The sequence below is a fragment of the Micromonospora sp. NPDC000663 genome (genome assembly GCF_042898105.1).
Taxonomy (GTDB): Bacteria; Actinomycetota; Actinomycetes; order Mycobacteriales; family Micromonosporaceae; genus Micromonospora.
On the sequence record NZ_JBIAYR010000015.1, the window covers coordinates 36,857 to 62,862 of the forward strand.

At 71.5% G+C, this 26,006-nt stretch carries 27 protein-coding genes; 9 read left to right on the forward strand and 18 right to left on the reverse strand.

Annotated features, from left to right (window positions below; translation table 11 throughout):
* The 3 genes from dnaJ to ACFY1S_RS28355 form a co-directional block, all read right to left on the reverse strand.
* Complete coding sequence (gene dnaJ, locus ACFY1S_RS28345; protein WP_192580165.1) at nucleotides 1–1,146, reverse strand: molecular chaperone DnaJ; 1,146 nt, start codon at nucleotides 1,144–1,146, stop codon at nucleotides 1–3.
* Between the two features lie 73 nt (nucleotides 1,147–1,219).
* On the reverse strand, nucleotides 1,220–2,242 hold the full coding sequence (hrcA, locus tag ACFY1S_RS28350; RefSeq protein ID WP_387123852.1) for a heat-inducible transcriptional repressor HrcA: 1,023 nt from the start codon (nucleotides 2,240–2,242) through the stop codon (nucleotides 1,220–1,222).
* 86 nt (nucleotides 2,243–2,328) lie between these two features.
* Nucleotides 2,329–2,472, reverse strand: a complete 144-nt coding sequence (locus ACFY1S_RS28355; protein WP_387123854.1) for a hypothetical protein — start codon at nucleotides 2,470–2,472, stop codon at nucleotides 2,329–2,331.
* Here ACFY1S_RS28355 and ACFY1S_RS28360 point away from each other — a divergent pair.
* Nucleotides 2,471–3,112, forward strand: a complete 642-nt coding sequence (locus tag ACFY1S_RS28360) for a DUF4870 domain-containing protein (protein WP_387123856.1) — start codon at nucleotides 2,471–2,473, stop codon at nucleotides 3,110–3,112. The two genes, ACFY1S_RS28355 and ACFY1S_RS28360, sit on opposite strands and share 2 nt — an antisense overlap.
* 66 nt (nucleotides 3,113–3,178) lie before the next feature.
* Here ACFY1S_RS28360 and hemW read toward each other — a convergent pair whose 3' ends face one another.
* Nucleotides 3,179–4,402: a radical SAM family heme chaperone HemW gene (hemW, locus tag ACFY1S_RS28365; protein WP_387123957.1), complete on the reverse strand. Its 1,224-nt coding sequence runs from the start codon at nucleotides 4,400–4,402 to the stop codon at nucleotides 3,179–3,181.
* 19 nt (nucleotides 4,403–4,421) lie between these two features.
* Here hemW and ACFY1S_RS28370 point away from each other — a divergent pair, with 19 nt between their 5' ends.
* From ACFY1S_RS28370 to ACFY1S_RS28380, 3 genes are all read left to right on the forward strand, one after another.
* On the forward strand, nucleotides 4,422–5,222 hold the full coding sequence (locus tag ACFY1S_RS28370) for an enoyl-CoA hydratase-related protein (protein WP_387123858.1): 801 nt from the start codon (nucleotides 4,422–4,424) through the stop codon (nucleotides 5,220–5,222).
* Nucleotides 5,223–5,440: 218 nt separating this feature from the next.
* Nucleotides 5,441–6,292: a hypothetical protein gene (locus ACFY1S_RS28375; protein ID WP_387123860.1), complete on the forward strand. Its 852-nt coding sequence runs from the start codon at nucleotides 5,441–5,443 to the stop codon at nucleotides 6,290–6,292.
* A gap of 220 nt (nucleotides 6,293–6,512) precedes the next feature.
* Nucleotides 6,513–7,415 (forward strand): phytanoyl-CoA dioxygenase family protein, encoded by a 903-nt coding sequence (locus tag ACFY1S_RS28380; RefSeq protein WP_088988074.1) that lies wholly within the window; start codon nucleotides 6,513–6,515, stop codon nucleotides 7,413–7,415.
* Between the two features lie 50 nt (nucleotides 7,416–7,465).
* On the opposite strand, the gene ACFY1S_RS28385 is transcribed toward ACFY1S_RS28380, so the two are convergent.
* On the reverse strand, nucleotides 7,466–8,107 hold the full coding sequence (locus ACFY1S_RS28385; RefSeq protein ID WP_387123862.1) for an MOSC domain-containing protein: 642 nt from the start codon (nucleotides 8,105–8,107) through the stop codon (nucleotides 7,466–7,468).
* Between the two features lie 72 nt (nucleotides 8,108–8,179).
* Between ACFY1S_RS28385 and ACFY1S_RS28390 the strand changes: the two genes are divergently transcribed.
* From ACFY1S_RS28390 to ACFY1S_RS28400, 3 genes are read left to right on the forward strand one after another with little or no spacing between them, the layout of a single operon-like run.
* Entirely contained in the window at nucleotides 8,180–8,977 is a 798-nt protein-coding gene (locus ACFY1S_RS28390) for an ABC transporter ATP-binding protein (RefSeq protein ID WP_387123864.1), read from the forward strand.
* Nucleotides 8,974–9,735: an ABC transporter permease gene (locus ACFY1S_RS28395; protein ID WP_387123866.1), complete on the forward strand. Its 762-nt coding sequence runs from the start codon at nucleotides 8,974–8,976 to the stop codon at nucleotides 9,733–9,735. Before ACFY1S_RS28390 ends, ACFY1S_RS28395 begins: the two co-directional genes overlap by 4 nt.
* Nucleotides 9,736–9,779: 44 nt before the next feature.
* The gene (locus ACFY1S_RS28400) at nucleotides 9,780–10,559 is read left to right on the forward strand and encodes a MerR family transcriptional regulator (protein WP_387123868.1); all 780 of its coding nucleotides are present in this window, start codon (nucleotides 9,780–9,782) and stop codon (nucleotides 10,557–10,559) included.
* Between the two features lie 22 nt (nucleotides 10,560–10,581).
* Here ACFY1S_RS28400 and ACFY1S_RS28405 read toward each other — a convergent pair whose 3' ends face one another.
* From ACFY1S_RS28405 to ACFY1S_RS28435, 7 genes are all read right to left on the reverse strand, one after another.
* Complete coding sequence (locus ACFY1S_RS28405; protein ID WP_357993125.1) at nucleotides 10,582–11,412, reverse strand: carbohydrate ABC transporter permease; 831 nt, start codon at nucleotides 11,410–11,412, stop codon at nucleotides 10,582–10,584.
* Nucleotides 11,409–12,395: a sugar ABC transporter permease gene (locus tag ACFY1S_RS28410; RefSeq protein WP_364362268.1), complete on the reverse strand. Its 987-nt coding sequence runs from the start codon at nucleotides 12,393–12,395 to the stop codon at nucleotides 11,409–11,411. The genes ACFY1S_RS28405 and ACFY1S_RS28410 overlap by 4 nt, the downstream gene beginning before the upstream one ends.
* The gene (locus tag ACFY1S_RS28415) at nucleotides 12,392–13,678 is read right to left on the reverse strand and encodes a sugar ABC transporter substrate-binding protein (RefSeq protein WP_364362267.1); all 1,287 of its coding nucleotides are present in this window, start codon (nucleotides 13,676–13,678) and stop codon (nucleotides 12,392–12,394) included. The genes ACFY1S_RS28410 and ACFY1S_RS28415 overlap by 4 nt, the downstream gene beginning before the upstream one ends.
* Nucleotides 13,679–13,901: 223 nt before the next feature.
* The gene (locus tag ACFY1S_RS28420; RefSeq protein ID WP_387123872.1) at nucleotides 13,902–14,186 is read right to left on the reverse strand and encodes a GlsB/YeaQ/YmgE family stress response membrane protein; all 285 of its coding nucleotides are present in this window, start codon (nucleotides 14,184–14,186) and stop codon (nucleotides 13,902–13,904) included.
* A 408-nt stretch (nucleotides 14,187–14,594) separates the two neighbouring features.
* Nucleotides 14,595–14,879 (reverse strand): GlsB/YeaQ/YmgE family stress response membrane protein, encoded by a 285-nt coding sequence (locus ACFY1S_RS28425; RefSeq protein ID WP_151488701.1) that lies wholly within the window; start codon nucleotides 14,877–14,879, stop codon nucleotides 14,595–14,597.
* Nucleotides 14,880–15,325: 446 nt separating this feature from the next.
* Nucleotides 15,326–17,203 (reverse strand): translation elongation factor 4, encoded by a 1,878-nt coding sequence (lepA, locus tag ACFY1S_RS28430; protein ID WP_364362265.1) that lies wholly within the window; start codon nucleotides 17,201–17,203, stop codon nucleotides 15,326–15,328.
* Nucleotides 17,204–17,318: 115 nt separating this feature from the next.
* Nucleotides 17,319–17,855 carry a DUF4240 domain-containing protein gene (locus ACFY1S_RS28435; protein ID WP_387123874.1) on the reverse strand — a complete coding sequence of 179 codons (537 nt, stop codon included), beginning with the start codon at nucleotides 17,853–17,855 and terminating at the stop codon, nucleotides 17,319–17,321.
* A 61-nt stretch (nucleotides 17,856–17,916) separates the two neighbouring features.
* On the opposite strand from ACFY1S_RS28435, the gene ACFY1S_RS28440 reads away from it, so the two are divergent.
* Nucleotides 17,917–18,903 (forward strand): phosphotransferase family protein, encoded by a 987-nt coding sequence (locus tag ACFY1S_RS28440; protein ID WP_387123876.1) that lies wholly within the window; start codon nucleotides 17,917–17,919, stop codon nucleotides 18,901–18,903.
* A 182-nt stretch (nucleotides 18,904–19,085) separates the two neighbouring features.
* A complete protein-coding gene (gene rpsT, locus ACFY1S_RS28445) occupies nucleotides 19,086–19,352 on the forward strand; it encodes a 30S ribosomal protein S20 (protein ID WP_357989588.1) in 267 nt (88 codons plus the stop codon).
* A 94-nt stretch (nucleotides 19,353–19,446) separates the two neighbouring features.
* On the opposite strand, the gene ACFY1S_RS28450 is transcribed toward rpsT, so the two are convergent.
* From ACFY1S_RS28450 to ACFY1S_RS28475, 6 genes are all read right to left on the reverse strand, one after another.
* On the reverse strand, nucleotides 19,447–19,869 hold the full coding sequence (locus tag ACFY1S_RS28450; RefSeq protein WP_364362262.1) for a hypothetical protein: 423 nt from the start codon (nucleotides 19,867–19,869) through the stop codon (nucleotides 19,447–19,449).
* Complete coding sequence (gene holA, locus ACFY1S_RS28455; protein WP_387123959.1) at nucleotides 19,866–20,846, reverse strand: DNA polymerase III subunit delta; 981 nt, start codon at nucleotides 20,844–20,846, stop codon at nucleotides 19,866–19,868. The genes ACFY1S_RS28450 and holA overlap by 4 nt, the downstream gene beginning before the upstream one ends.
* A gap of 163 nt (nucleotides 20,847–21,009) precedes the next feature.
* Nucleotides 21,010–23,406: a ComEC/Rec2 family competence protein gene (locus tag ACFY1S_RS28460; protein WP_387123878.1), complete on the reverse strand. Its 2,397-nt coding sequence runs from the start codon at nucleotides 23,404–23,406 to the stop codon at nucleotides 21,010–21,012.
* The gene (locus ACFY1S_RS28465; protein WP_387123880.1) at nucleotides 23,403–24,233 is read right to left on the reverse strand and encodes a helix-hairpin-helix domain-containing protein; all 831 of its coding nucleotides are present in this window, start codon (nucleotides 24,231–24,233) and stop codon (nucleotides 23,403–23,405) included. Before ACFY1S_RS28465 ends, ACFY1S_RS28460 begins: the two co-directional genes overlap by 4 nt.
* Before the next feature lie 125 nt (nucleotides 24,234–24,358).
* Complete coding sequence (locus ACFY1S_RS28470; protein ID WP_387123882.1) at nucleotides 24,359–25,132, reverse strand: SDR family NAD(P)-dependent oxidoreductase; 774 nt, start codon at nucleotides 25,130–25,132, stop codon at nucleotides 24,359–24,361.
* A 4-nt stretch (nucleotides 25,133–25,136) separates the two neighbouring features.
* Nucleotides 25,137–25,991, reverse strand: coding sequence for a DegV family protein (locus tag ACFY1S_RS28475; protein ID WP_387123884.1), 855 nt, complete (start codon nucleotides 25,989–25,991; stop codon nucleotides 25,137–25,139).
* Nucleotides 25,992–26,006: the final 15 nt, after the last annotated feature.

A 26,006-nucleotide genomic window follows, 5' to 3' on the forward strand; every position in this document is an offset into this window, starting at 1 on the left:
TCAGGCGTGCCCGTTGAACGCGTCGCGCATCCGGGAGAAGAAGCCGCCCTGCTTGGACAGCTCGGCGACCTCCTCACCACGGGTCTTGGCGAAGTCGCGAAGCATCTTCTCCTGGTCCGGGTCGAGCTTGGTGGGCGTGCGGACGTCCAGGTGCACGTAGAGGTCGCCCCGACCGGTGCCGCGCAGGTGCGGCACGCCCCGGGCACGCAGCCGCAGCGTGCTGGCCGGCTGGGTGCCAGCCTTGACGTCGACGGTCTCCTCGCTGTCAAGCGTCTTGATGGTGAGTCGGGTGCCAAGCGCCGCCGCGGTCATCGGCACGGTGACCCGGCAGTGCAGGTCGTCGCCCTTGCGGGAGTACACGTCGTGCGGGCGCTCGTGGATCTCCACGTACAGGTCGCCGGCGGTGCCGCCACCCGGGCCGACCTCGCCCTGCTGGGCCAGCCGGATCCGCATGCCGTCCTCGACGCCGGCCGGGATCTTGACGGTCAGCGAGCGGCGGGTCCGCACCCGGCCGTCGCCGGCGCAGGTGGGGCAGGGGTGCGGGATGGTGGTGCCGTAGCCCTGGCACACGGTGCACGGGCGGGCCGAGACGACCTGGCCGAGGAAGGTGCGCTGCACCGACTGCACCTCGCCCCGGCCGCCGCACGCCTCGCAGGTGGCCAGGTGGGTGCCGGCGGCCGTGCCGGCGCCGGAGCAGGTGGTGCAGAGCACCGCGGTGTCGACGGTGATCGGCGCCTCGACACCGAACGCCGTCTCGTGCAGGTCCAGTTCGAGTCGCAGGATCGCGTCGGCGCCCGGCCGGGTACGCGGACGCGGGCCACGGGCGCCACCCGCCGCACCGCCGAAGAACGCGTCCATGATGTCCTGGAAACCGACGAACGGGCCGGCCCCACCGGGACCACCCGGACCGCCTGCGCCACCGCCACCCGGGGCGAGCGGGTCGCCACCCAGGTCGACGATTTGCCGCTTGCGGTCGTCCGAGAGGACCTCGTACGCGGCGTTGATGTCCTTGAACTTCTCCTGAGCCTCCGGGTCCGGATTGACGTCCGGGTGGAACTGGCGCGCCAGCTTGCGGTAGGCGCGCTTGATCTCGTCATCGGAGGCTTCCCGGCTCACACCGAGAATGCCGTAGTAGTCCCTGGCCACTGCGTTCCGTGTCCTCATGTTCGTCTCGCGTTACGCCGACCGGCGGCCGCAGCCGGCCGTCGGCCCTGACTGGTCAGTTCTGGGCCAGCAGCTCGCCCACGTAGCGTGCCACGGCGCGCACCATGGCGATATTGCCGGGGTAGTCCATCCGGGTGGGCCCCAGCACCCCCAGGCCGCCGACGATCGTGGCGCCCGGGCCGTACCCGGTGCTGACCACCGAGGCGGCCCGGAGGTTGTCGAACTCGTTCTCGTCGCCGATCAGCACCCGGGTCGTGCTCGGCTCGGTCTCGCCGATCAGCTTGAGGAGCACCACCTCCTCTTCCAGGGCCTCCAGGATGGGCCGCAGCGAACCCTGGAAGTCGAGCAGGCCGCCCCGGGTGAGGTTGGCGGTGCCGGCCAACGCGATGCGTTCCTCGTGCCGCTCGACGAGCGTCTCCAGCAGGACTGTGGAGAGCGTGGTCATCGCGGGGCGCAGCTCGGACGACGCCTCCTCGACAAGCGCCTGCACCAGCGGTGGGGTGTCCGACAGGCGGGCGCCGGCGAGCTTCTCGTTCACCAGTCGACGCAGGTCGGTGACGTCGTCGGCGGGCACCGGCCCGGGCAGCTCCACGAGCCGCTGCTCCACCCGACCGGTGTCGGCGATCATGACGAGCATCAGCCGGGTCGTGGAGATCGGCACCAACTCCAGGTGCCGCACCGAGGATCGGGCGAGGCTCGGGTACTGCACGACCGCCACCTGCCGGGTCAGCTGGGCGAGCAGCCGTACGGTGCGGTGCACCACGTCGTCGAGGTCGACCGCGCCGACGAGGAAACGCTCGATGGCCCGCCGCTCGGCCGGGCTGAGCGGCTTGACCCGGGACAGCCTGTCGACGAAGAGCCGGTAGCCGCGATCGGTGGGCACCCGCCCCGCGCTTGTGTGCGGCTGGCGGATGTAGCCCTCCTCCTCCAGCACGGCCATGTCGTTGCGGACCGTGGCCGGGGAGACCCCGAGCTGGTGCCGCTCGACGAGCGCCTTGCTGCCGACCGGCTCCTGGGTGGAGACGTAGTCCTCGACGATGGCGCGGAGCACGGCGAGCTTTCGGTCGTCGAGACCCATCCTCCGCACCTCCTGTCGCACGTCGGCCGCCGGCGTGACCTCAAGCCGGCGGACCGTCCTGGCACTCGACTGTAACGAGTGCCAGTCTACGTCGGCGCCCCCGCCAGCGCGATGATCAACGACAGCTCGTCGGTGCGGTGCGTACCACCCGGCTCGGTCCGATCGGCCCGGCCGGCCGGGCGGTGTCGCTCTGGTGCGGCGTTGCCAACGGCACCTACCGTGACACCCATGACTGAACCTCCTCGCCCTCCCGGAGCGGGAGACCCCGGCAACTACCCGCCGGAGCCGACCTCACCAAGCTCGCCCTCATCGGCCGAGCCACCCACCGCACCACTGTCCGGGGCACCCGGCCCGGGCGGCTATCCCCCGGCCGGTGGCTATCCGCCGCCCACCGGTGACCAACCGCCGTCGGGCGGCTACCCTCCGCCGGGTGGCTACCCGCCCGGGGGCTATCCCCCGGCCGGAGGCAACCCCGCTGGCGGCTATCCGACCGGTGGCGCCTACGGCGGCCTCGGTGGCGGCTACGCCAACAACGAGGACAAGACCTGGGCGCTCGTCGCTCACTTCGGCGGGGCCGCCGGGATGATCGTCAGCGGTGGCGTGCTCGGCTGGATCGGCCCGCTGGTGGCGCTGCTGGCCCGGGGCAACCAGTCCCCCACGGTCCGTACGCACGCCGTGGCGGCGCTCAACTTCCAGCTCCTCTGGTCGATCATCGGCCTGGTCGGCTGGGTGCTGTCCTGCATCGTGATCGGGTTCATCCCGGTCGCGGCGGCCGTGATCCTCGGCGCTGTGTTCGGCATCATCGCCGGCATCAAGGCAAACGAGGGGCAGTTCTACCGCTACCCGCTCTCCGCCAGCTTCATCAAGTGACGCCGGGCCGGCCGCTCCCCCGGCCGGCCCGTCGCACGGCTCCGCCGGCCGGGGCCGCGCTCCGGCTCAGGGCAGCAGGTCGCGGACCACGGCGTCGGCGAGCAGCCGGCCACGCAGGGTGAGCACCGCCCGACCTGCCGCGTACCTCCCGGCGTCGAGCAGACCGTCGGCCAACGCCCGTTCCGCGCCGGCCCGCCCGGTGGCGTCGAGCACCGCCAGCGGCAGGCCGCTGGCGAGCCGCAGCCGGAGCATGACGTCCTCCATGTGCGCTTCGCCGGGGGTGAGCACCTCCCGGGCCAGGCCGGGCGACGCGCCGGCGGCCAGCCGCTGGGCGTACGCCGAGGGGTGCTTGACGTTCCACCAGCGCACCCCGCCGACGTGGCTGTGCGCCCCCGGTCCCAGCCCCCACCAGTCCGCGCCGGTCCAGTAGAGCAGGTTGTGCCGGCACCGGGCGTCCTCGCCGCTTGCCCAGTTGGAGACCTCGTACCAGGACAGGCCTGCCGCGTCGAGGGCGGCCTCGGCGGCCAGGTAGCGGTCCGCGGCGACGTCGTCACTGGGGTACGCCAGCTCGCCGCGCCTCATCCGGGCGGCGAGCCGGGTGCCGTCCTCGACGATCAGGGCGTACGCGCTGACGTGGTCCACCCCGGCGGCGACGACCTGTTCCAGCGAGGCGGCGAAGTCCTCGGCCCGCTCCCCCGGGGTGCCGTAGATCAGGTCCAGGTTCACGTGCTCGAACCCGGCGTCGCGTGCCTCCAGGGCGGCGGCGGTGGCCCGGCCGGCGCTGTGTCTGCGGTCCAGGATCGCCAGGACCCCCGGGGAGGCGGACTGCATGCCCAGCGAGATCCGGGTGTAGCCGGCGTTGCGCAGCAGCTTCAACGATTCCGGGGTGACCGACTCGGGGTTGGCCTCGGTGGTCACCTCGGCGTCGGCGGCAAGCCCCCAGGTGCTGTCGATGCCGTCGAGGATGCGGGCCAGGTCGTCGGCGGGGAGCAGGGTGGGCGTGCCGCCGCCGACGAAGACCGTGTCGACCCGGGGCGGCGGGGTGTCGCCGAGCACCCGGGCGGCGAGCGCCAGCTCGGTCAGGACGGTGTCGGCGTACCCCTCGCGGCTGGCGCCGCCGCCCAGCTCGGCAGCCGTGTACGTGTTGAAGTCGCAGTAGCCGCAGCGACTGGCGCAGAACGGGACGTGGACGTACACCCCGAAACCGCGCTGACCGACAGCGGTGGTGGCGGTGGCGGGCAGCGATCCGTCGACGGGGACGGTCTCACCATCTGGAAGGACGCCGGGCATGGCCACTAGTGTGCCCGGCATGACCTCTCCCGACGTCCTCGTGCGGGTCGCCACGGCCCGCGGGGTGACCACCCTCACCCTGGACAGCCCGCACAACCGCAACGCGCTCTCCACGGCCCTGATGACCCAACTGCTGGCGGGGCTGGCCGACGCCGTCGCCGACGACGCGGTCCGGGCGATCGTGCTCGACCACGCCGGTCCGGTCTTCTGCTCGGGGGCCGACCTGAAGGAGACCGCCGCCGCGTACGCCAGCGGAACGGTCCCCGCCGCGATGCTTGGTGACGTGCTCGCCGCGCTGTGGGACTGCCCGAAGCCGGTGCTGGCGCGGGTGGGCGGTCCGGCGCGGGCCGGTGGGCTGGGTCTGATCGCCGCTGCCGATCTGGCGGTCTGCGCCGACGAGGCGACGTTCGCGTTCACCGAGGTGCGGATCGGGGTGATCCCGGCGGTGATCTCGGCGACCGTGCTGCCCCGGCTGCACCCGCGTGCCGCCGCCGAGCTGTACCTGACCGGGGACACCTTCGACGGGCGGCGGGCCGCCGAGGTCGGCCTGGTCACGGCCTCGGTGCCGGCGGACGGGCTGGACGAGGCGGTACGGCGCTACTGCGACTCGCTGGTCCGTGGCGCCCCCGCCGCGCTGGCCGGCGCGAAGGAGCTGCTGCGCCGGCCGGGCGCCGCCGAACTGCGCGCCGAACTGGCCCGGCTCTCCGCCCTCTCGACCGGCTTCTTCCTCTCCGACGAGGGGCGCGAGGGGATCATGGCCTTCCGGGAGAAGCGATTGGCGAGCTGGGTGCCCGCCGCGGACGGCGATCACGCCGGCTAGGACCTGCCCGTCCGGGACGCCGCCGCGAGTGGTGGCGTCCCGGGACCAGGGGCCCGGTGATGCGGCAGACAGGCCGGCGGGGCAGGTGAGATCCGCGCGGAACAGGGAATTTCCCGATCGGGTACGCGCCGGCAGGGCCGACCCCGAACCGGTCGGACGACCCGGACGGCACCACCGGGACGTAGGCTTGTCGAACTGTGTCGACCAGGGGGGTGTGAGTGCGAACTCGGGCAGCCGTGGCGGGTGGAGTGGTGCTCATCCTTGTCGCCGTGATCGGAATCTGGCTCGTCGTACGACAGGCCGGGGACCGTCTGCAACTGCCCCTGGCCCGCAAGTGCACCGTCCAGGCCGACGGCCGGGTGGCGCTGGACGCCGACCAGATGGCCAACGCCGCGACCATCGCGGCGATCGGAGCGCAGCGGGGCATGCCCGAGCGGGCCGTGGTGGTCGCGCTGGCCACCGCGTACCAGGAGTCGGGGCTGCGCAACCTCGCCGACGGCGACCGGGACTCGGTGGGCCTGTTCCAGCAGCGGCCGAGCCAGGGCTGGGGCACCCAGGCGCAGATCCGCGACCCCCGGTACGCGGCGAGCCGCTTTTACGCGGCGCTGAAGAAGGTGCGCGGCTGGGAGAAGATGCGGGTCACCGACGCCGCCCAGCGGGTGCAGCGTTCGGCGTTCCCCGAGGCGTACCAGAAGTGGGCCGACGAGTCAGAGGTGCTCAGCCGGGCACTGCTGGGCGAGGCCACCAGCGCGGTCGCCTGCACGGTGGGGCGTACCCCGGTGATGCGGGGCGCGGCCGCTGCCGCGCAGTTGACCCACAACCTGAAGCTGGACTGGGGGTTGTCCGGCACTGACGCGGCCGACCTGACCGGGCTGACGGTGCCGGCTGCCGACCAGCGCGACGGCTGGCGGTACGCGCACTGGCTGGTTTCGCACGCCCAGGATCACGGTGTGAAGCGGGTCCGCTTCGGCGGCCGGGAGTGGACGGCCCGCAACGGCACGTGGGGGCCGGTGGACGGCGAGCAGGGGCCGGCCGGGCAGGTGCTCGCGGAGGTCTTCGCCGAGGGGTGAGCGCCCGGATCTCCTAACCGGCAGTCACCGCACAATCGGGCATCGCGCTACGTAACGCCCAATTGATCATAGGGATGTCACTCTTCGCAGTAGTGCCGCTGCACAAGGTCCGACCCGGGTCCGCCCGCGTCGTACGCCCTCCCCGATGTCTGGACAGTCGCGTTACGATCGGCGGCCTGTGCCAGAAATGGTTTCACCTCATGGGGAGGGGTACGACACGGTGTTCGATTACGGCGACCGGACCGGCTACGAACCGATCAGCGACACTGACCGCAAGGAGTTCCACGAGCAGGGCTTCCTCCTGCTGCGCAACGTCCTGACGGAGGACCACCGGGCGGCGCTGGAGGCGGCTGTCGACCGCGTCTACGCGGAGGAGCAGGCCAAGGGCACCACCAAGAAGGACGGCACCCTGCACCTGCTGGGCTTCCTGGAGCGCGACGAGCTCTTCGGTGAGCTGCTGACCCACCCGATCGCCTTCCCGTACATGTGGGGGCTGGCCGGCTGGAACATCTACACCCACCACAACCACCTGGACGTCACCCCGCCGGCCGCCGAGCCGGAGAAGCCCTACTGGGGCTGGCACCAGGACGGGTACCGGCAGAACTCCGACCCGGAGACGATGGACCCGAACCTGCCCCGCCCGATGTTCTCGCTGAAGGTCGCGTACGTGCTGTCCGACCTCTCCGAGACCGGCCGCGGTGCCACCAAGGTCATCCCGGGCAGCCACCTGTGGAACTCGCTGGACCGACCCAAGGACCTCAGCGTGCACAACCCCGACCCGGAGGGCACGGTGGAGATCACCGCGAACCCGGGCGACGCCTTCATCTTCGACCGCCGGCAGTGGCACTCCCGGTCGACGAACCTGTCGACGATCACCCGCAAGATGCTGTTCGTCGGCTACACCTACCGGTGGATCCGCCCGCTGGACGAGCTGCACCCCGACGTGAACGGCGAGTGGTACCGCAACCGCACGCCCGTGCAGCGCCAGCTGATCGGTGAGGGCACCCACACCGCCAACTACTGGGGCATCAACTGGGACGGGTACGTCGACGACGAGATCCCGCTGCGCAAGGAGCTCAAGGAGCGCGGTCTGCTCGACCGCAACATCCCCTGGCTGCGCTGATCAGTCACCCGTGTGGAAGGCCCCCTGTGCGCAGGGGGCCTTCCTCGTTCTCAGCGTCGACCGGCGAGTCGGCGGCGGACCTTGTCCCGGATCGGCTCCGGCAGGTCGTCCGCGTCGAGCAGGCGGGGCAGCAACTCCGGCTCCAGGCTTGTCGCCCGGAACACCTCCCCGATGGTCACCCCGTGCGCGGGCCGCTCCATGACCTCGACCGGATCGCCGGCACCCACCTCGCCCTCGCGCAGCACCCGCAGGTACGCCCCCGGTGAGGCGCGGACGGTGAACCGCCGGATCAGGTCCGGAACCCCCCAGAAGCCCGCGAACGTCGTGCACGGCGTACGCGGCATCGTCACCTGGAGCACCGCCGTGCCGACCGCCCACTGCTCGCCGATGACCGCCTCTGTCACGTCCACCGCGTAGGTGGTCAGGTTCTCGCCGAAGCCCCCCGGACGGATCGACCGGCCGATCTCGGCCGACCACCACGCGGCGTCCTCCTCGGCGTACGCGTAGACAGCCTTGTCCGGCCCGCCGTGCACGGCCCGCTCGCCGATGAAGTCGCCGGCGAGGCCCTCGGCGAGCACCGCCACCGGGCCGTCGACCGGCCGCTTGTCGATGCCGCTACGACCGCTCGCGTCGCCGGCCCAGTCCGCCTCGGTCACGATCCCGAGATTCACCGCCGCCACCCTGCCCGTCATGACCGTCAGCCTAGGTGAATCCGCGCTGCGGGCTTGACCTTGACGCTGCGTCAGCCCTCCATGCTGTCTGCCATGAGCATCCCGCCAACAACCGATCAGATCGAGCAGCCCGTGATCCACGTGCGGGGCCTGGAGAAGTCGTTCAAGCATGTGAAGGTGCTGCGCGGCGTGGACATCGACGTGGCACGGGGCAGCATCTTCGCCCTGCTCGGCTCCAACGGGGCGGGCAAGACCACCGTGGTGAAAATCCTGTCCACGCTGCTCAGGGCCGACGCGGGGACCGCGCGGGTCAACGGCTTCGACGTCATGGCGCAGGCCGCCCGCGTACGCGAGTCCATCAGTCTCACCGGGCAGTTCGCGGCGGTCGACGAGGTCCTCAGCGGGCGGGAGAACCTCGTCCTGGTCGCCCGGCTCAGACACCTCAGATCCCCGGGTGCGATCGCGGACGACCTCCTGAGGCGCTTCTCGCTGACCGAGGCGGGCACCCGGAGGGTGGCGACGTACTCCGGTGGCATGCGACGCCGTCTGGACATCGCGATGAGTCTCATCGGGAATCCCCCGGTGATCTTCCTCGACGAGCCGACGACCGGCCTGGACCCGGAGGCACGCATCGAGGTGTGGCAGGCCGTCAAGGAGCTGGCCGAGGGCGGGACAACGGTGCTGCTCACCACCCAGTACCTCGACGAGGCCGAGCAGCTCGCCGACCGGATCGCGATCCTCCACGAGGGCCGCATCATCGTGGACGGCACCCTCGGCGAGCTCAAGCAACTCCTCCCACCCGCAGAGATCGAGTACGTCGAGAAGCAGCCGAGCCTCGAGGACGTCTTCCTCACCCTCGTCGGCGCCCGAACGAACAAGGAACAAGGATGAACAAGCACTTCCTCGGTGACACCGCCATCCTGCTGGGACGATCCCTGCGACACATCGCCCGCAGCCCGGACACCATCATCACGACCGCCATCATGCCCATCGCCTTCATGCTGCTGTTCGTCTACGTCTTCGGTGGCGCGATCGAGACCGGGTCGGACTCCTACGTGAACTACCTGCTGCCCGGCATTCTGATCATCACGATCGCCTCGGGCATCTCCTACACCGCATTCCGGCTCTTCCTGGACATGCAGGGCGGCATCTTCGAGCGGTTCCAGTCCATGCCGATCGCCCGATCCTCGGTGCTGTGGGCGCATGTCCTGACCTCGCTCGTCGCCAACCTGATCTCGCTCGTCGTCGTCGTCCTCGTCGCGCTCCTCATGGGTTTCCGTTCCGGAGCGGGCGTGACGGGGTGGCTGGCGGTGGCAGGCATCCTGCTCTTGTTCACCCTGGCGCTGACCTGGATCGCCGTGATCCCCGGCCTCACCGCGAAGTCCGTGGACGGCGCGAGCGCGTTCTCCTACCCGCTCATCTTCCTGCCGTTCGTCAGCTCGGCCTTCGTGCCCACCCAGTCCATGCCCGGCCCGGTGCGGGCCTTCGCCGAGCACCAGCCGGTGACCTCCATCGTCAACGCGATACGGGACCTGTTCGCCAGGCAGCCGATCGGCACCGACATCTGGATCGCCCTCGCCTGGTGCGTCGGCATCCTCGTGCTCGCCTACCTGTTCGCCATCACCACCTACCGTCGCAGGATCTCCTGAACGGTGTCGACCGGAGCTGGGCGGATCACGGGCAGGATCAGAGCATGCTGACGATCGGTCAACTGGCGGCGTACGCCGGCGTCACCGTGCGGGCGGTGCGGCACTATCACCAGATCGGGCTCCTGCCCGAGCCGGAACGGGATGCCTCGGGTTACCGACGGTACGGCGCGACGGCTGCCGTGTCCCTCATCAAGATCCGCACCCTCGCCGACGCCGGCGTACCGCTGTCGCAGATCAGTCGGCTGCTCGAAGCCGACGCGTCAGCCTTCGCCGAAGCCATTCGGACCATCGACAACCACCTGCGCGCCGAGATCGAACGGCTGGAGACCAGCCGCCGACACATCGCTCAGCTCACCGCAGGGGACAGTCTGGCGCTCCCACCGGAGGTGGCCTCCTATCTCGATCGGCTCCGGAGCATGGGGGCGTCGGAGCGGATCGTGGAGGCCGAACGGGACGGCTGGATCCTGGTTGCCGCGCGCTGGCCCGAGCGCATCGTCGAATGGATGCCCGGGAAGGTCGCCGAACTCGACGATCCGAAGGTCGCCCGGCTCTACCGGGTGCTGTCGGAGATCTTCGACGACGACGTGGAGGACGACCCGCGGCTGGCGGAGGCCGCCGACATCATGGCGTGCCTGGCAGAGCAGGCGTACGCCGCAGGTGAGGTCATTGTCGGTGAGGAGGCCGACGATGATCTCCCCCACGACCTGCTCGACGCGCTCGCCGTCGAGTCCGACCCGCGGGTGGAGCGGCTGCGGGAGCTGATGCGCGAGCGCGGCTGGTCCGGTTGGAACCGGATGGAGCGGCTGGCGGAGCCGCCCGCCTGACCGACGGGCTTCCCGCGCACCGTCAGCCCTTGACGGCGCCCGCGACCAGACCGGAGACCATCCGTCGCTGCACCAGCAGGAAGAAGATGATGACCGGCAGGGTGAACAGGGTGGAGGCGGCCATCACCGGCCCCCAGTTGGTGTCGTCGCGGCCGAAGAAGAAGGTCATCGCCACCGGCAGCGTGTAGCGGCCCTGGTCGTTGATGAACGTCAACGCGAAGATCAGTTCGTTCCAGGCCGTGATGAAGGAGAAGATGCTTGTCGCCACCAGGCCCGGCGCGACGAGGGGGAACAGCACCCGCCGGAACGTCTGGGCCCGGCTCGCTCCGTCGATCGCCGCCGCCTCCTCCAGTTCCTTGGGCACCGCGGCGACGAAGCCACGAAGCATCCACACCGCGAACGGCAGCGAGAATCCGAGGTACGTGAGGATCAGGCTGGGCAGCGTGTTGTAGAGCCCGAGTCGCTGGATCATCAGGAAGAGCGGGATGACGAGCGCCTCCAACGGGATCATCTGCACCACCAGCAGCATGATCAGGAAACTGGTCCGCAACTTGAAGCGGAACCGGGCCACAGCGGTCGCGGCGAGCAGCGCCACCAGGCCGCTGAGCACCACAGTCGAGACCGCGACTATCGCGCTGTTGACGAAGAAGTCGAGGAAACTCACGCCCGGGATCAGGTTGCCGGTCAGGATCTCCCGGTAGTGCTCAAGCGTCGGGTGCGCCGGGACCGGCTGCGGAGTGGACGAGAAGATCTCCCTGCTCGGCTTCAGCGAGGTGGAGATCATCCAGTAGACCGGGAACGCCGCGAAGAGCGCGACCAGCAGCCCGGCGCCGTTGAGGGCGATCTTCTTCACGACTCGTCCTCCTGCCTGAGCACCATCCGTACGTAGAAGCCGGTGACCACCAGCAGGATCAGCGTGAGGATCACCGCGATGGCCGCGCCGAGCCCGTACTTCGGCGGCGGCGAGAAGGCTTCGGCGTACGAGTAGATGGAGAGCATGAACGTCGGCCGGTCCTGTGTGCCGCCGGCCAGCACGAACTGCTGGGTGAAGACCTTGAAGTCCCAGATGGTGGAGAGCACGATCAGGATCCCGAAGACCGGGCGCAGCAGCGGGAAGGTGATCTTCCAAAAGACGCGCCACGGGCTCGCGCCGTCCACCCGGGCCGCCTCGTGCAACTCGCTCGGCACGCTCTTGAGGCCGGCGAGCACGCTCACCGCGATGAACGGGAACGAGTGCCAGACCACCACCAGGGTGAGGATCGCGAAGAACAGCAACGGCGAGTTGAACCAGCCGTAGCCGGTCCAGTCGCTACGGCCGAAGAGCGAGGTGGACAGGCCGTCCGGCAGCGCGTTGAACAGCCAGGTGACCAGACCGCTCGTGTCGTCGAAAATCCACTTCCAGACGATCGTGCCGGTCAGCGCCGGGGTGGCCCAGGCGAGCATCACGCAACTGGCCACGAAGGTGGCCATCTTGCGGCCCAGCCGGTTGAGCAGCAGCCCGACAAGGGTGCCGAGGACCATGGTGAGCAGCACGTTCGCAGCGGCGAACAGGACCGTGTTGCGCAGCACCGTCAGGAAGAACGGATCGGACAGGATGTCCGTGTAGTTGCCGAGCCCCACCCACGGCCACTCCCGGTCGCCGCGCAACTGCCGGACGCTGTTGAGGCGGTAGAAGGACATCGCCACGACCTGACCGAGCGGCCAGAGCAGCAACACCCCGATGATCACCAGGGCGGGCAGGAGCAGCAGGTAGGGCAGGCGGTCCACCCGGCGACGCCGCCGCGCGGGGTTCTCCCGCGCGGCGGCCGTCTCCGGCACCTCGGTCAGCGTGGTCACTTGGCGTTGAGGATGCTTTCCATCTCACCGGCCGCATCGGCGGTAGCCTTCTCGACCGTCTTCTGACCCTTCATGACCGAGCTGTTCATCGCCTGGGTCACCGTCTTGGTCCGGCTGACCTCCACCCACTTCGGGCTGAGCGGCGTGAGCTTGGTGTTCTGCATGGTCGTGGCGAACGCCGACATCACCTTGTCGTTGGCGTACGTGTCACCGGCGACCAGATCCTGGTAGACCGGGAAGAAGCCGAGGCTGCTGGCGAAGGCCTGCGAGTTCTTCTTGTTCAGCAGCACGGTCAGGTAGTCCCAGGCGAGGTCCTGACGCTCGCTGTCCTTCCAGATCGCCACGTCCGAACCACCCGCGAAACCGGGCGCGGCCTTGCCGTCCGGGCCGGGGATCGGGAACGTACCCCAGACCTTCTCGATCTCGGGGTTGTCCTTCTTCATGGCGCCCTGCTGCCAGCTGCCGGCGAACGCCATCGCTGCCTTGCCTGTGGCGAACTGGGTGCGGGCGTCGATCTCGTTCCAACCGGCGGCGGCCGGCGGCGCCACCTTGTGCACGGTCACCAGGTCGGTCCAGTACTTGACGGCCCGCTGCGCCTCAGGAGTCGTGTAACCGGACTTCCAGGTGCCGCCCTGATCGGTGGCGATCTCCCCGCCGGCACCCCAGAGGAAGGAGTAGAACGGCAGCTCGGAGTTGCCCGGAAGCGCGATGCCGTACGTGCCAGGCTTCTTCGCCTGCACCGTCTTCGCGACGGTGACCAGGTCGTCCCAGGTCTTCGGCGGCTGCACGCCGGCCTCGGCGAACCAGTCGGTGCGGTAGTAGATCGCCCGCACGCCCGCGTACCAGGGCACGCCGTACTGCTTGCCGTCGAGCTGCGCGTTCTTCACGAGGTCGGGCAGCAGGTCCTTGCTCTCGGCCCAGCCGCCCATCCGGCCGCTCACGTCGGCGAGCGCCTCCTGGGCCGCCCAGCCCTGGGTCTCGGTGTTGCCCAGCTCGGTGATGTCCGGCCCCTCGCCACCGGCGAGCGCGGCCTGGAACTTCTTGGGCGCCTCGAGCCAGGGAATGTACTGCACGACCACGTCGGTGTCGGGGTGCTTCTGGCGGAACTCCGTCTCGACGGAGTCGAGGAACTTGTTCTGGGCGTCGCCGCCCTCGCCCATCATCCAGACCGTGAGTTTGCTGTCGTCGGACGCCTCGTCACCGGAGCCTCCGCAGCCGGTCAGCACCATCGCGGCCGAGGCCACCATGGCGGTGACCGGGGCCAGCCGCTTCCACCTGTTCACGCCAGTTCTCCCCTCGCGCCGCCTGGAACTAACCTTCTCCGCCGCACCTTAGTACGAAGAATTCCTTTACGACAGTGGGAGGTGCCGCGACCGTACCGCAGCCGCCGGAGCCGGGACGGCGTGGCACCGGGCCGAAGTCGGGCACTCCAGCACGAAAGAGCGCCCGGCCGATGGCCGGGCGCTCTTTCCAAGCGGTGCTGTGCAACCAGGTGATACCGGGTTGTTATCGGGTGACGCTGCGGCGGCGACCCACGCCAGCCACCAGCGCGACCGCGATGGCCGCCACGACGACCTGCACCAGCAGCTCGCCCCAGTCGATGCCGTTGGTCTCGGTGGCGATGCCGATCGCCCGCGCCAGCACGGTGCCCAGCAGGGCCGCGCCCACACCGATCAGCAGGTGCAGCCAGATCGGCATGTTCTGCCGGCCCGGGACGACCAGGCGGCCGAGCGCGCCGACGATGAGACCAACAACGAGCGCAGTGATGATGCCCCACACGGTGAGCTCCACGGTCGCCCTCCTCCAAAGAATGTCTGACACACGAAGTTGTGTGCTTCCTGTCGTGACCGCTAAGTGCCCGACCGGCCGAAAAACCAAACCGACTTTCTCCACCAGACGATCACGACTTGGTCTACCTGCGCAGGTTCCGCGCTCGCCGTGCGGACGCCTGGACGCGCCGTTCTGGTCACCGCCCAAGATCGCGCTCGAACACGGAAGTAGTGGCCTCGTCCATCCACCGAGGCCACTACTTCAGGGTTCCAGCACGATCGTCAGCCGGGTCGCGCCCCCGTCGGCCGCCCTCCCGTACGGCTCTCTGGCGTGGCTCCAGGGGGTTGGCGCCGCAGGAACGCCGATGGGCGCCCGACCTGTCGGTCGGGCGCCCATCGAGATGTCGCGGTGTTACCTGTGATGCGGGTGTCAGTGGGTGACGCTGCGGCGGCGACCCACGCCAGCCACCAGCGCGACCGCGATGGCCGCCACGACGACCTGCACCAGCAGCTCGCCCCAGTCGATGCCGTTGGTCTCGGTGGCGATGCCGATCGCCCGCGCCAGCACGGTGCCCAGCAGGGCCGCACCGACACCGATCAGCATGTGCAGCCACATGGGCATGTTCTGCCGGCCCGGGACGACCAGGCGGCCGAGCGCGCCGACGATGAGACCAACAACGAGCGCAGTGATGATGCCCCACACGGTGAGCTCCACGGTCGCCCTCCTTCGAAGAATGTCTGCCACACGGTGTTGTGTGTGTTTCCTGTCGTGACCGCTAAGTGCCCGACGGGTCAAAAATCCAAACCGACTCATGGCAAAAGACAGCGCCCGCCGTCAATGCCCGAGGACTGCGTCGATTGGCGACACACGCATCCGCACAGGTGGGAGGCCTTCTCGCCGGGACCGCCACTCCCTCGGCGGCTGCCGAAAAATCTCTCCACACCACCGGACGCCAGCACCCCACCGGACGTCCACACCACGCCGGCGACCACGACGAGGGGGCGCGGGCACCCGCCTGGGGGCGGTCCGCCACGCCGGCAGGCGACACGACAGCATCCGCGCGACGACAGGGAAGCAGGTGCCTCGACGTGGTCGCGGGCACCAGCACCCCCGAAGGTGCGCGGATCCTGATGACCCGGTGAGGCCCACCAGCGCCGGGACTACTTCTTTCCGGCGGCCTTGCCGTCGCCGGAGTCGGAGGAGAGGGCGGCGATGAAGGCCTCCTGCGGCACCTCGACCCGGCCGACCATCTTCATCCGCTTCTTGCCCTCCTTCTGCTTCTCCAGCAGCTTGCGCTTACGGCTGATGTCACCGCCGTAGCACTTGGCGAGCACGTCCTTGCGGATCGCCCGGATCGTCTCGCGGGCGATGACCCGGCTGCCGATGGCCGCCTGGATCGGCACCTCGAACTGCTGGCGCGGGATCAGGGTGCGCAGCTTCGCGGCGATGGTGACGCCGTAGTTGTACGCCTTGTCCTTGTGCACGATGGCGCTGAACGCGTCCACCGGCTCGCCGTGCAGCAGGATGTCGACCTTCACCAGGTCGGACGCCTGCTCGCCGGAGGGCTCGTAGTCGAGCGAGGCGTAGCCCTTGGTACGGCTCTTCAACTGGTCGAAGAAGTCGTAGATGATCTCCGCGAGCGGCAGCGTGTAGCGCAGCTCCACCCGGTCGGCGGAGAGGTAGTCCATGCCGAGCAGGGTGCCGCGCCGGCCCTGGCACAGCTCCATCACGGCGCCCACGTAGTCGTTCGGCGTCAGGACGGTGGCACGGACCACCGGCTCGTACACCTCAGCGATCTTGCCGGTGGGGTACTCGCTGGGGTTGGTGACGACGATCTCGGCGCCGTCGTCCTGGATGGCCCGGTAGACCACGTTGGGCGCGGTGGAGATGAGGTCGAGGTTGTACTCGCGCTCGAGGCGCTCCCGGATGATCTCCAGGTGGAGCAGGCCGAGGAAGCCGCAGCGGAAGCCGAACCCGAGCGCGCCTGAGGTCTCCGGCTCGTAGTCCAGGGCGGCGTCGTTGAGCTTGAGCTTGTCCAGTGCCTCACGCAGGTTGGGGTAGTCGGACCCGTCGATCGGGTAGAGGCCGGAGTAGACCATCGGCTTCGGGTCCTTGTAGCCGCCCAGCGCCTCGGCAGCAGGCCGGCTGTTGATGGTGACCGTGTCACCGACCCGGGACTGGCGGACGTCCTTCACACCGGTGATCAGGTAGCCGACCTCGCCGACGCCGAGCGCGTCGGCCTTGACCATCTCGGGTGAGATGACACCGATCTCCAGCAGCTCGTGCACCGCGCCCGTGGACATCATCTTGATCCGCTCGCGGGCGCTGATCCGCCCGTCGATGACCCGGACGTACGTGACGACGCCGCGGTACACGTCGTACACCGAGTCGAAGATCATCGCCCGGGCGGGTGCCTCGGCGTCGCCGACCGGCGGAATGAACTGCCTGACGATCTCGTCGAGCAGGTGCGGCACTCCCTCACCGGTCTTGCCGGAGACCCGGATGCAGTCGGCCGGGTCACCGCCGATCAGGTGGGCCAGCTCCTCGGCGTACTTCTCCGGCTGCGCGGCCGGCAGGTCGATCTTGTTGAGCACCGGGATGATGCGCAGGTCGTTCTCGAGGGCCAGGTAGAGGTTGGCCAGGGTCTGCGCCTCGATGCCCTGCGCGGCGTCGACGAGCAGCACGGCACCCTCGCAGGCGGCCAGCGACCGGGACACCTCGTAGGTGAAGTCCACGTGCCCCGGGGTGTCGATCATGTTGAGGACGGCGTGTTCACCGGCCCGCTCACCCTCGGCGATCGTCCACGGCATGCGGACGGCCTGGCTCTTGATGGTGATGCCGCGCTCGCGCTCGATGTCCATCCGGTCCAGGTACTGCGCGCGCATCTGCCGTGGGTCGACCACACCGGTGAGCTGCAACATCCGGTCGGCCAGGGTCGACTTCCCGTGGTCGATGTGGGCGATGATGCCGAAGTTCCGGATGCGACCGGGGTCGGTGGCACCAGGGGCGTTCGCGCCGGGATCGAGCTTCGGTGGCACAGCGGTCCGTTCTGGTCGGCTGACGTGAACAGGCCGGCGCGCCGCCGACCCCCTCCATGTTCCCACGCCGCCGGGGTACGCCCGCTGCGCGGGCGACGGATCGGCCGGGGAACCCTCACTCCGGCGGCGGCTCCACGAAGAGCGCGGCCAGCCGGGGCAGTCGTCGGCGGGCCTCCTCCTCGTCGTCGAAGTCCCAGAAGTCGTTGAGGTCGGGGGTCCGCACCGGGTCGCGGTCCGCCGGCAGCTCCGTCGCGGTGGCCTTGCGGTACGCGTCCCAGGGCACCGCCAGCATCTGCTCGGCGGAGAACTCCTCCCCGCTGAGCGAGGCGGCCCGCACCTGGGGCAGCTCGGCGAGCGAGTCCGGGTCGGCTACCGCGCGGGCGAAGACGGCCCGCCCCTGGGTCATCAGCCAGCCCCGGAAGTACTCGAACCCGTCCGCCGAGGCGCCTCCGTTGATCAGGTACGCGGCACCCCACAGATCCGCCTTGTGCGACGCGGCCAGCACCCGCGTCTGGTGCCGGGCGTACCCGACGATGTCCTCCGGGTCGCGCTCGGCGAGCAACGCGACGGCCCGCGCGGCCACCGGGCCGGGCTCTCCCCCGCCCCCGGCCCGGGCCTGGTCGATCAGCTGCCAGAAGTCCTCGGTCCTCATGGCTTGGCAGTCTGGCAGTGTCGCCGCGCGCCGCGCACGTACCCCGGGGCAGCATGGTGGGGTGTCCCCCACCCCGCTGCCTCCGGTGCCGTACCACGCCAGCGCGCAGCGACCGTCGTGGCAGTCGTTGCCGGAGGCGCTCCGGGCCGCGATCGCGGACCGGCTGGGCGCGCCGGTGATCACCGCCCGGGTCGCGGGCGCGGGCTTCACCCGCGGCTTCGCCGCCGTGCTCGACACCGCCGACGGTGGCCGGGCCTTCGTCAAGGCGGCACCCGTCGCCGAGCAACCGCGCCTCGTCGACTCGTACGCCCGGGAGGCCGCGATCCTGGATCGGCTGCCGGCCGACCTGCCGGCGCCCCGCCCCCGGTGGACCCTCCACGAGGCCGGCTGGTTCGTGCTCTGCACCGACGCCGTCGACGGTCACACCCCACGGCTGCCCTGGGCGCCCGCCGAGCTGGACGCGGCGCTCACCGCCTACACGCAGGTAGCCGCCGCCCTGGCCGAGCCGCCGGGCGACCTGACCGCGCTGGGCCTGCCGCACCTGGCCGACCTGGCGCGCTCGGACATCCTCTGGTGGGAGGAGGTAGCCGCCGGCCGGGAGCCGTCGCCGCCGCTGCCCGAGCCGGTACGGGGGCGATTGCCCGAGCTGGTGGCACTGGAGGCCCGCCTCCCCGGGTACGCCGCCGAGGCGACCGGGCTGATCCACGGCGACCTGCGGGTCGACAACGTGCTTGTCGACGCGGACGGCCGGGCCTGGTTCTGTGACTGGACCTGGGTCTGCCACGGGCCGCCCTGGTGGGATGTGGCAGGGCTGCTGCTCACCGCGTACGCCGGCGGGCTGGACGCGGACGCGCTCCTCGCCGGGCACCAGGCGTGCGCGGGCGCACCCGCCGACGCGGTGGACGCCACGCTTGCCGCGTTGGCCGGCTACTACCTCACCGGCGCGACGGCGGCACCGCCGACGGCCTCCCCGCACCTGCCCGCGCACCAGCGCTGGAGCGGCGAGCAGGCCCTCGACTGGCTGGCCCGCCGGCAGGGATGGCGGTGACGGCGTGCGCACCGGCCGGGGCGTAGTCTGGTCCCGACGGGCCGGGTCCGTCCGCGCGATGGCCGAGCCGTTTTGGCTCGTCCCGGGCGACCTGGTAACCTGGCTCTTCGCGCAGCGATGACGCATGTTCGTCATCTCGCGCAGAAGCTGACCAACCCGAGCTATCAAGACGAGGCTGTCGCGTGGCGAACATCAAGTCCCAGATCAAGCGCAACCGGCAGAACGAGAAGGCCCGGCTGCGCAACAAGTCGGTCAAGTCGTCGCTGAAGACCGCCGTCCGGAAGTTCAACGAGGCTGCCGAGGCCGGTGACGTCGAGAAGGCCACCGCGCTCATGCAGGACGCCTCTCGCAAGCTGGACAAGGCCGTCAGCAAGGGCGTGATCCACGCCAACCAGGCCGCGAACCGCAAGTCCGCGATCGCGAAGCGCGTGGTGGCGCTCTCCGCCTGACGACTTCGCCGTCAGACTGATTCGGAAAGCCCCGGACCCTCGGTCCGGGGCTTCCGTGTGTCTGTGGCCGGGCTCCGACCGGGAGGCCGAGTGCTCAGTCCGCCGGGTCGGGACGGCGGGCCGGTGGCACCGGGTCGGCGGTGACGACCACGCCCGTCACACTGTGTGAGATCCACTCCACCTGGGCTCGCCCGACCGCCGGCTCCATCTGCCGGCGGAAACGGTCACGCTCCTGCTCGGGCACGAGCGCGGCGGACCGGACCACCACCGCGGCCACCATGTCGTTGAGTTTGACCATGACCGCCACCACGGCGGGCAGCACCAGCACCGACCACCAGGTGACCAGCTCGGCGAGGGCGAGCAGCACCGCCAGGGCGATGGTGCCCTCGAAGAAGAGGAAGCACAGCACTCCCCCGGGGTTGACGAACCGCAGGCCGAGGAGCCGCGCGTACAGCGGCCGGTACCGTTCCTCCTCGGCGGGGATGGTGGCCCACGCCGTGCGGTTCGGCCCCGTCACCGGGTGCTGCCCTGCCGGGCCGCCGCTACCGAGAAGACGGCACGCTCCAGGGCGTACGCCCGGTCGTCGGAGCCGCCCTTGACCGCCGCGTTGCACTCGGCGGCGACCTGCATGGCCCGGACGAGACCCTCAGGCGTCCAGCCGCGCCCCTGCCGCTGCGCGCGCTCGATCTTCCAGGCGGGCATCCCGAGACTGCTGGCGAGCTGGTACGCGTTGCCCCGCCCGGCCGACGCCACCCGCGCCACCGTCCGCACCCCGTCGGCGAGGGCGTCGGCGATGGGCACCGGGTCGACGCCGACGTGCAGGGCCCAGCGCAGCGCCTCCAACGCGGCCGGCACGTCGCCGACCATTGTGGCGTCCGCCACCGTGAAGCCGGTCACCTCGACCCGACCCCGGTAGTAGCGGGAGACCGTCTCGGCGCTGATCCGCCCGTCGGTGTCCGCGACCAGTTGGGAGCAGGCTGCGGCCAGCTCGCGCAGGTCGTTGCCGACAGCCGCGATGAGCGCCTCGGCGGCGTCGTCGGTGCACCTGCCGCCGGCCCGGCGGATCTCGTCACGGACGAAGGCCACCCGGTCGCGGTGCCCCTTGAGCTTGGCCGCCGGGACGACAGTCGCGCCGGCCGCGCGCAGCCCGTCGGCGAACGCCTTGCCCTTGGCGCCGCCCAGGTGCAGCACCAGCAGTTGGACGTCCGGGTCGGGGTTCTTCGCGTACGACACCAGGGCGGTGACCAGGTCCTTGCGGGCGTCCTGGCCGGAACGCAGGATCAGCAGCCGCCGCCCGCCGAACAGCGACGGGCTGAGCATCTCGGCGATCTCGCCGACGGTGAGCGCGCTGGCCTGGTACTCGCGGACGTCCACTTCGGGGTCGACAGCGCGAACCTTCGCGACAGCTTCGGTGACCGCGCGCGTGGCGAGCAGTTCCTCGTCGCCGAGGACGAGCAGAATGGGGGCGAGGTCGGCGGGGGTCACGCCGCCCATATTCGCACGGCCCACGGCGGGATCGTGCCTGCTCATCCGGCGCCCAGTCGGCGCAGCCCGCACACAGTGCAAATCCAGACATTCACCGTAATCCACCATCTAATTAGCAATACGGCTGCCTTTTCCGGCTCACCTCTGCAATTTCCACAGCACACTGGCCTGCTCATGGCCGCCGCCCCGCCGGCACCCCTCGGCGGACCACTCCCAGGCCGGAGCCGGTGCGGAGCACCGCCAGGTCGCCGTCGGTGTCGGTCCGCAGCACCCGGGCGCCACCCCTGCCCAGCCGGGCCAGCAGCCCGGCGTTCGGATGCCCGTACGTGTTGCCGGCGCCGACCGGCACCAGCGCGACGGCGGGCCGCACAGCGTCCAGAAACCCCGGATCCTGGTACGCCGAACCGTGGTGGGCGACCTTCAACACATCCGCCCGCAGCTGCCCGGGGCCGACCCGGGCCAGCACCGCGTGCTGCTCCTCGGTCTCCGCGTCACCGGGCAGCAGGATCCGCACCCCGGCCACCGTGGCGCGCAGCATCAGCGAGTTGTTGTTCGGGTCGGATCTGGTGCCGGAGAGCGGGTACGGCGGGCCGAGCACCAGCAGGTCGACAGCGCCGACCGGATGGCGGGTGCCGGCCACGGTGGTCAGCAGCGCGGCCCGCCCACCGGCAGCCGCCGCCCGGACCAGCTCCCTACCGCTCTCCGGGTCCGTCGATTGGGGAGCCAGCACAGCTCCCACCCGTCGTCCCCGGAACACCCCGGCCACCCCACCCACGTGGTCGACGTGGAAGTGGCTGACCACCAGGAGCGGCACCTCCCGTACGCCGAGTCGGCGCAGGCAGGCGTCCACCGCTGCCGGCTCCGGCCCGGCGTCCACCACCACCGCCCGACCGGGCGCGACGGACAGCACCAGAGCGTCGCCCTGCCCCACCGCGCAGGCCACCACCACCCACCCCGGTGGCGGCCAGCCGGCAGCCACCAGCCGAACCGGAAGGGCACCCAGCACCCCGGCGACACCGATCACCGCCACCAGTCGCCGTACCAGGGGCCGGCGCACCGCGACCAGCAGCGCGACTGTCAGTGCGGCAAGCAGCAGGGCTCCCGACGCCCCGCCCGGCCAGGGCAGGGTGCCACCCGGCAGCCGGGACCCGTGCCGGGCGATGACGACCAGCCACCAGGCCGGCCAGCTCGCCAGCCACGCGGCGAACTCGGCGCCGGCCGGCCACAGCGGCGACACCGTCGCCGCGACCACGCCGAGGATGGTCGCCGGCGCGATGGCCGGCACCGCCAGCAGGTTCGCCGGGACGGCCACCAGACTGACCGTGCCGGAGATGCCCGCGACGACCGGTCCGCAGGCCAGTTGCGCGGCCGCCGGCACGGCGAGTGCCTCGGCCACACCAGGCGGAACGCCGCGCCGGCGCAGCCCGTCACGCCAGCGCGGCGCGAGCAGCAGCAGACCCCCGGTGGCCAGCACGGACAGCGCGAACCCGGCATCGCCGGCCAGCTCCGGGTCGACAAGCACCAGCACGGTGACCGCGGCGGCCAACGCGGGCAGCGCGGCCCGGGGACGACCGGCGGCCAGCGCGGCGAGCCCGATCGCCCCCATCGTGGCCGCTCGCACGACACTCGGCGACGGGCGGACCAGGATGACGAAGCCGACAAGCGCCACCCCGCAGAGCCCGACCGCGAGCCACGGGCCGGCGCGCGTCCACCGGGCCAGCAGCAGCACTGCCCCTACGACAATCGCCACGTTGCTTCCCGAGACGGCATTGAGGTGCGTCATGCCGGTGGCCTGGAAGTCCTCCTCGACCGCGGGCGGCAGCCGGCTGGTGTCACCCACGACCAGCCCGGGCAGCAGACCGCCCGGGTCGTCGGGCAGCGGCGCGCAGGCCCGTTGCAGGCCGGCGCGGAGCGTCCCGGCGGCGCGTTGCGCGAAGGAGGGCGCCCCGTGGCGTGTGGGCGGGCCATTGGTGCTGAGCACCGCCCCGGTGAGGTCACCGCCGCGCGGAACGCCGAGGCGCCCGTCGGCGGTGAGTCGCTGCCCGGGGAGCAACCCTCGCCAGGCCGGGTCGGTGGCCAGGACGCGCATCCGCACCGGCGCACGGATCCGTCGGCCGGCCGGATCGGTGAGCCGGACCAGTTCCGTCGACACCAGCAGCATGCCCGGCCGACCGGCGCTCCGGATGGGACGCGGATCGTCCCGGACCACCAGCTCGGCGCTGACCGAGGCGCGCTGCTCGGCCAGGGCACGGATCGGCGGCGCGTCCCGCACGGCGAGCCGGGCCGCGGTGGCCGCCCCGGCGCAGACCACGCCGAGACCGACCGCGACGACGATCCAGCCGTACCGGCGGGCGACGGCCCGGGGTCGGCCGCAGCGGCCGAGCAGGTGCAGGGCGCCCGCTGTCGTCACGGCAGCTGCCGCCCCGGTGACCACCACGAGTGGGCGGGCGCCGAGGTGCAGGCCGGTGAGCGCGGTGAGCCACGCACCCACCGCCAGCCCGGCCAGCCGCAGGTCCGGTGGCACGGACTCGGCCTCGGTGGCAGGTGGCGTCACGGGCGCGCCGCTCACACCGTCACCAGGTCCTTCAACTGCTCGTAGCGGGCGTCCCCGATCCCGTCGACCTGACGCAGGTCGCCGACGGCCTTGAACCCGCCGTGCTGGTCGCGGTGGGTGAGGATGCGCTGGGCGAGCACCGGACCGACCCCGGGCAGCGCGTCGAGCTGGGCGAGGGTGGCGGTGTTGAGGTTCAGCGGCCCGGCCACGGATGGTGCCCCGCCCGCCGCCGGGCCTGCCGCCCCGGCCGGCATCGGCGGTGGCGTCACCCCGACGACTATCAACTCGCCGTCGGTGACCTTGCGGGCGGGATTGAGCAGCGCCACGTCGACGCCGGGCAGGGCGCCACCGGCCGCCTGGACCGCGTCGGCGAGCCGTGACCCGGCCGGCAACCGCACCAGCCCGGGCCTGCGGACCTTGCCGGCGACCGCCACCACCACCTCGGCCGCGCCGGGCCCGCCGGGGTCGACCGCCCCGGCCGCGCCAGGGGCATCCACCTCGGCGGCCGACGGGACAGCGCCGGTCAGCGGGGCGACCGGCTCGGCGTGCGGCCGCGAACGCCAGGCCCACCCGGCCGCGGCCAGCACCACCACCACGGCGACGACCGCCAGCGCCCGCACACCGCGCCGGCCCGGATCGAACGCCCCAGGCCCGGACAATCGCGACGCGGGACCGGCCACGAGGCCGGCCGACGCCACGCCCGCGTCCGGCTCGGCAGACGACGCGCCAGCCAGGGGTACGCCAGCGGTCGGCACCTCCGCCCGGAGGGACGGCCCGCCGACAGGTGGGGCCGTCAGCCGGCGCAGCCGCTGGCGTACCTCTGTCTCCTCGTCATGCGACACGGCCCGACGCTAGGGGCGGCGGGCGGCCGGAGGGGCGCGGCGACCCGTTCCTGTGGACAACCGGCACCACTGTGGACAACGCCCTGATCATGCTTCGATCTGCTACGGGCACGGTCGCCTGATGATCAGCGGGCCTCCGGGTCGAGACCGAGCACCGCCCGTCCGCCGTCCACCGGCAAGGTCGCCCCGTTGACGAAGCTCGCGGCGGGTGACAGCAGGTACGCGACCGCCTCGGCCACCTCCTCGGCCCGCCCGATGCGGCCCACCGGGTGCAGCCTGTTGAGTTCGGCGTCGATCCACTCGGCCTGGGACGCTTCCTGGGCGGCGAGGAACTCGGCGTGCCGCTCGGTGGCGATCGAGCCGAGCGCGACGGCGTTGGCGCGGATGCCGTGCCGCCCGTAGTCGACGGCCAGCGCCCGGGTCAGCCCCTCCACGGCTGCCTTCGCGGTGGCGTACGGCAGGGCGCCGGACACGGGCCGGCGGGCCTGGTGCGACGAGACGTTCACTATCGCGCCGCCGGTGCCGGCGGCGAGGAAGCGGCGCACGGCGACGGCGGCGCCGACCACGGCGGGGCGCAGGTTCAGCCCGATCAGGTCCAGGACCGTGTCGGCCGGCGCGGAGTGCAGCGCGGCGTCGCGGAACACAGCCGCGTTGTTGACCCAGCCGGTGAGCGGCGCGGCACGCTCGGCCAGGTCGGCGGCGTGCTCGGCGACCCGCTCGTCACAGGCGTCGCCGACCACCGGGACGAGCCGGTCGGCGGCAGGATGCCCGGCCAGCCAGTCGACGGCGTCGGCGTCCCGTTCCACGACGACGACCGTCGCGCCGGTCGCCACGAGTCGTCGCACCACGGCGCGGCCGACGCCACGGCCGCCTCCGGTGACCACACAGGAGGTCGACACCGGCTCAGCCGACCGGACGGCGGTGGACGACCACCGAGGCCAGCCCCGGACCGGCGTGCGCGGCGACCACCGCGCCGGCCTCGGAGACGTACGTGTCGTGCAGCCGGTCACCGAACCGCTCGGTCAGCGCGGCGAGCAGCGCCTCGGCCCGTTGCGGCGCGGCGAGGTGGTGCACGCCGAGGTCGACGTCGTCGTCGCCGGCCGCCTCGACGGCCAGGTCGACGAGCCGGGCCACGCCCCGACTGGCGGTACGGACCTTCTCCCGCAGCACGATCGCCCCGTCCGGCATGTGCATGATCGGCTTGACCGACAGTGCGGTGCCGAGCAGCGCCTCGGCCGCGTTGATGCGGCCACCCCGACGGAGGAACTCCAGCGTGTCGACGTAGAACCAGACGGTGGTCCGGGCGACGGCGGCGAGCGCGGCGTCGCGTACCCCGGTCAGGTCCTCGCCGGCCTCGGCGGCGGTGGCTGCCGCGATGGCCGGGAAGCCGAGGCCCATGCCTGTGGAGCGACTGTCGACGACCTCGACGCGGCCGTCGAAGTCGGCGGCGGCGAGCCGCGCGGCCTCGACCGTGCCGGACAGCGCGGCGGAGATGTGCACCGAGACGACGCCGTCGGCGCCCTCGTCGAGCAGCCGGCGGTACGTGCGGGCGAACTGCTCGGGTGCCGGCCGGGAGGTCGTGGCGGTGACCCGCCTGGCGCTCAACGCCAGTGTGGCGTCGGCCGGTTGGGTCTCCACCCCCTCGAGCCCCTCCGCGCCGTTGAGCACGACCGTCAACGGGACGACTGTCAGCCGGTGCGCCTGCACCAGCTCGGGTGGAAGGTAGGCGGTGGAGTCGATGACAACCGCGACGGGCATGCCCGGCACGCTAGC

Bases quoted from the DNA above. Each gene is read 5' to 3' on its own strand.
- hrcA (WP_387123852.1), bottom strand. From the start codon at position 2,242: ATGGGTCTCGACGACCGAAAGCTCGCCGTGCTCCGCGCCATCGTCGAG.
- ACFY1S_RS28360 (WP_387123856.1), top strand. From the start codon at position 2,471: ATGACTGAACCTCCTCGCCCTCCCGGAGCGGGAGACCCCGGCAACTAC.
- ACFY1S_RS28355 (WP_387123854.1), bottom strand. From the start codon at position 2,472: ATGGGTGTCACGGTAGGTGCCGTTGGCAACGCCGCACCAGAGCGACAC.
- hemW (WP_387123957.1), bottom strand. From the start codon at position 4,402: ATGCCCGGCGTCCTTCCAGATGGTGAGACCGTCCCCGTCGACGGATCG.
- ACFY1S_RS28370 (WP_387123858.1), top strand. From the start codon at position 4,422: ATGACCTCTCCCGACGTCCTCGTGCGGGTCGCCACGGCCCGCGGGGTG.
- ACFY1S_RS28385 (WP_387123862.1), bottom strand. From the start codon at position 8,107: ATGACGGGCAGGGTGGCGGCGGTGAATCTCGGGATCGTGACCGAGGCG.
- ACFY1S_RS28390 (WP_387123864.1), top strand. From the start codon at position 8,180: ATGAGCATCCCGCCAACAACCGATCAGATCGAGCAGCCCGTGATCCAC.
- ACFY1S_RS28395 (WP_387123866.1), top strand. From the start codon at position 8,974: ATGAACAAGCACTTCCTCGGTGACACCGCCATCCTGCTGGGACGATCC.
- ACFY1S_RS28400 (WP_387123868.1), top strand. From the start codon at position 9,780: ATGCTGACGATCGGTCAACTGGCGGCGTACGCCGGCGTCACCGTGCGG.
- ACFY1S_RS28435 (WP_387123874.1), bottom strand. From the start codon at position 17,855: ATGAGGACCGAGGACTTCTGGCAGCTGATCGACCAGGCCCGGGCCGGG.
- holA (WP_387123959.1), bottom strand. From the start codon at position 20,846: ATGGGCGGCGTGACCCCCGCCGACCTCGCCCCCATTCTGCTCGTCCTC.
- ACFY1S_RS28475 (WP_387123884.1), bottom strand. From the start codon at position 25,991: ATGCCCGTCGCGGTTGTCATCGACTCCACCGCCTACCTTCCACCCGAG.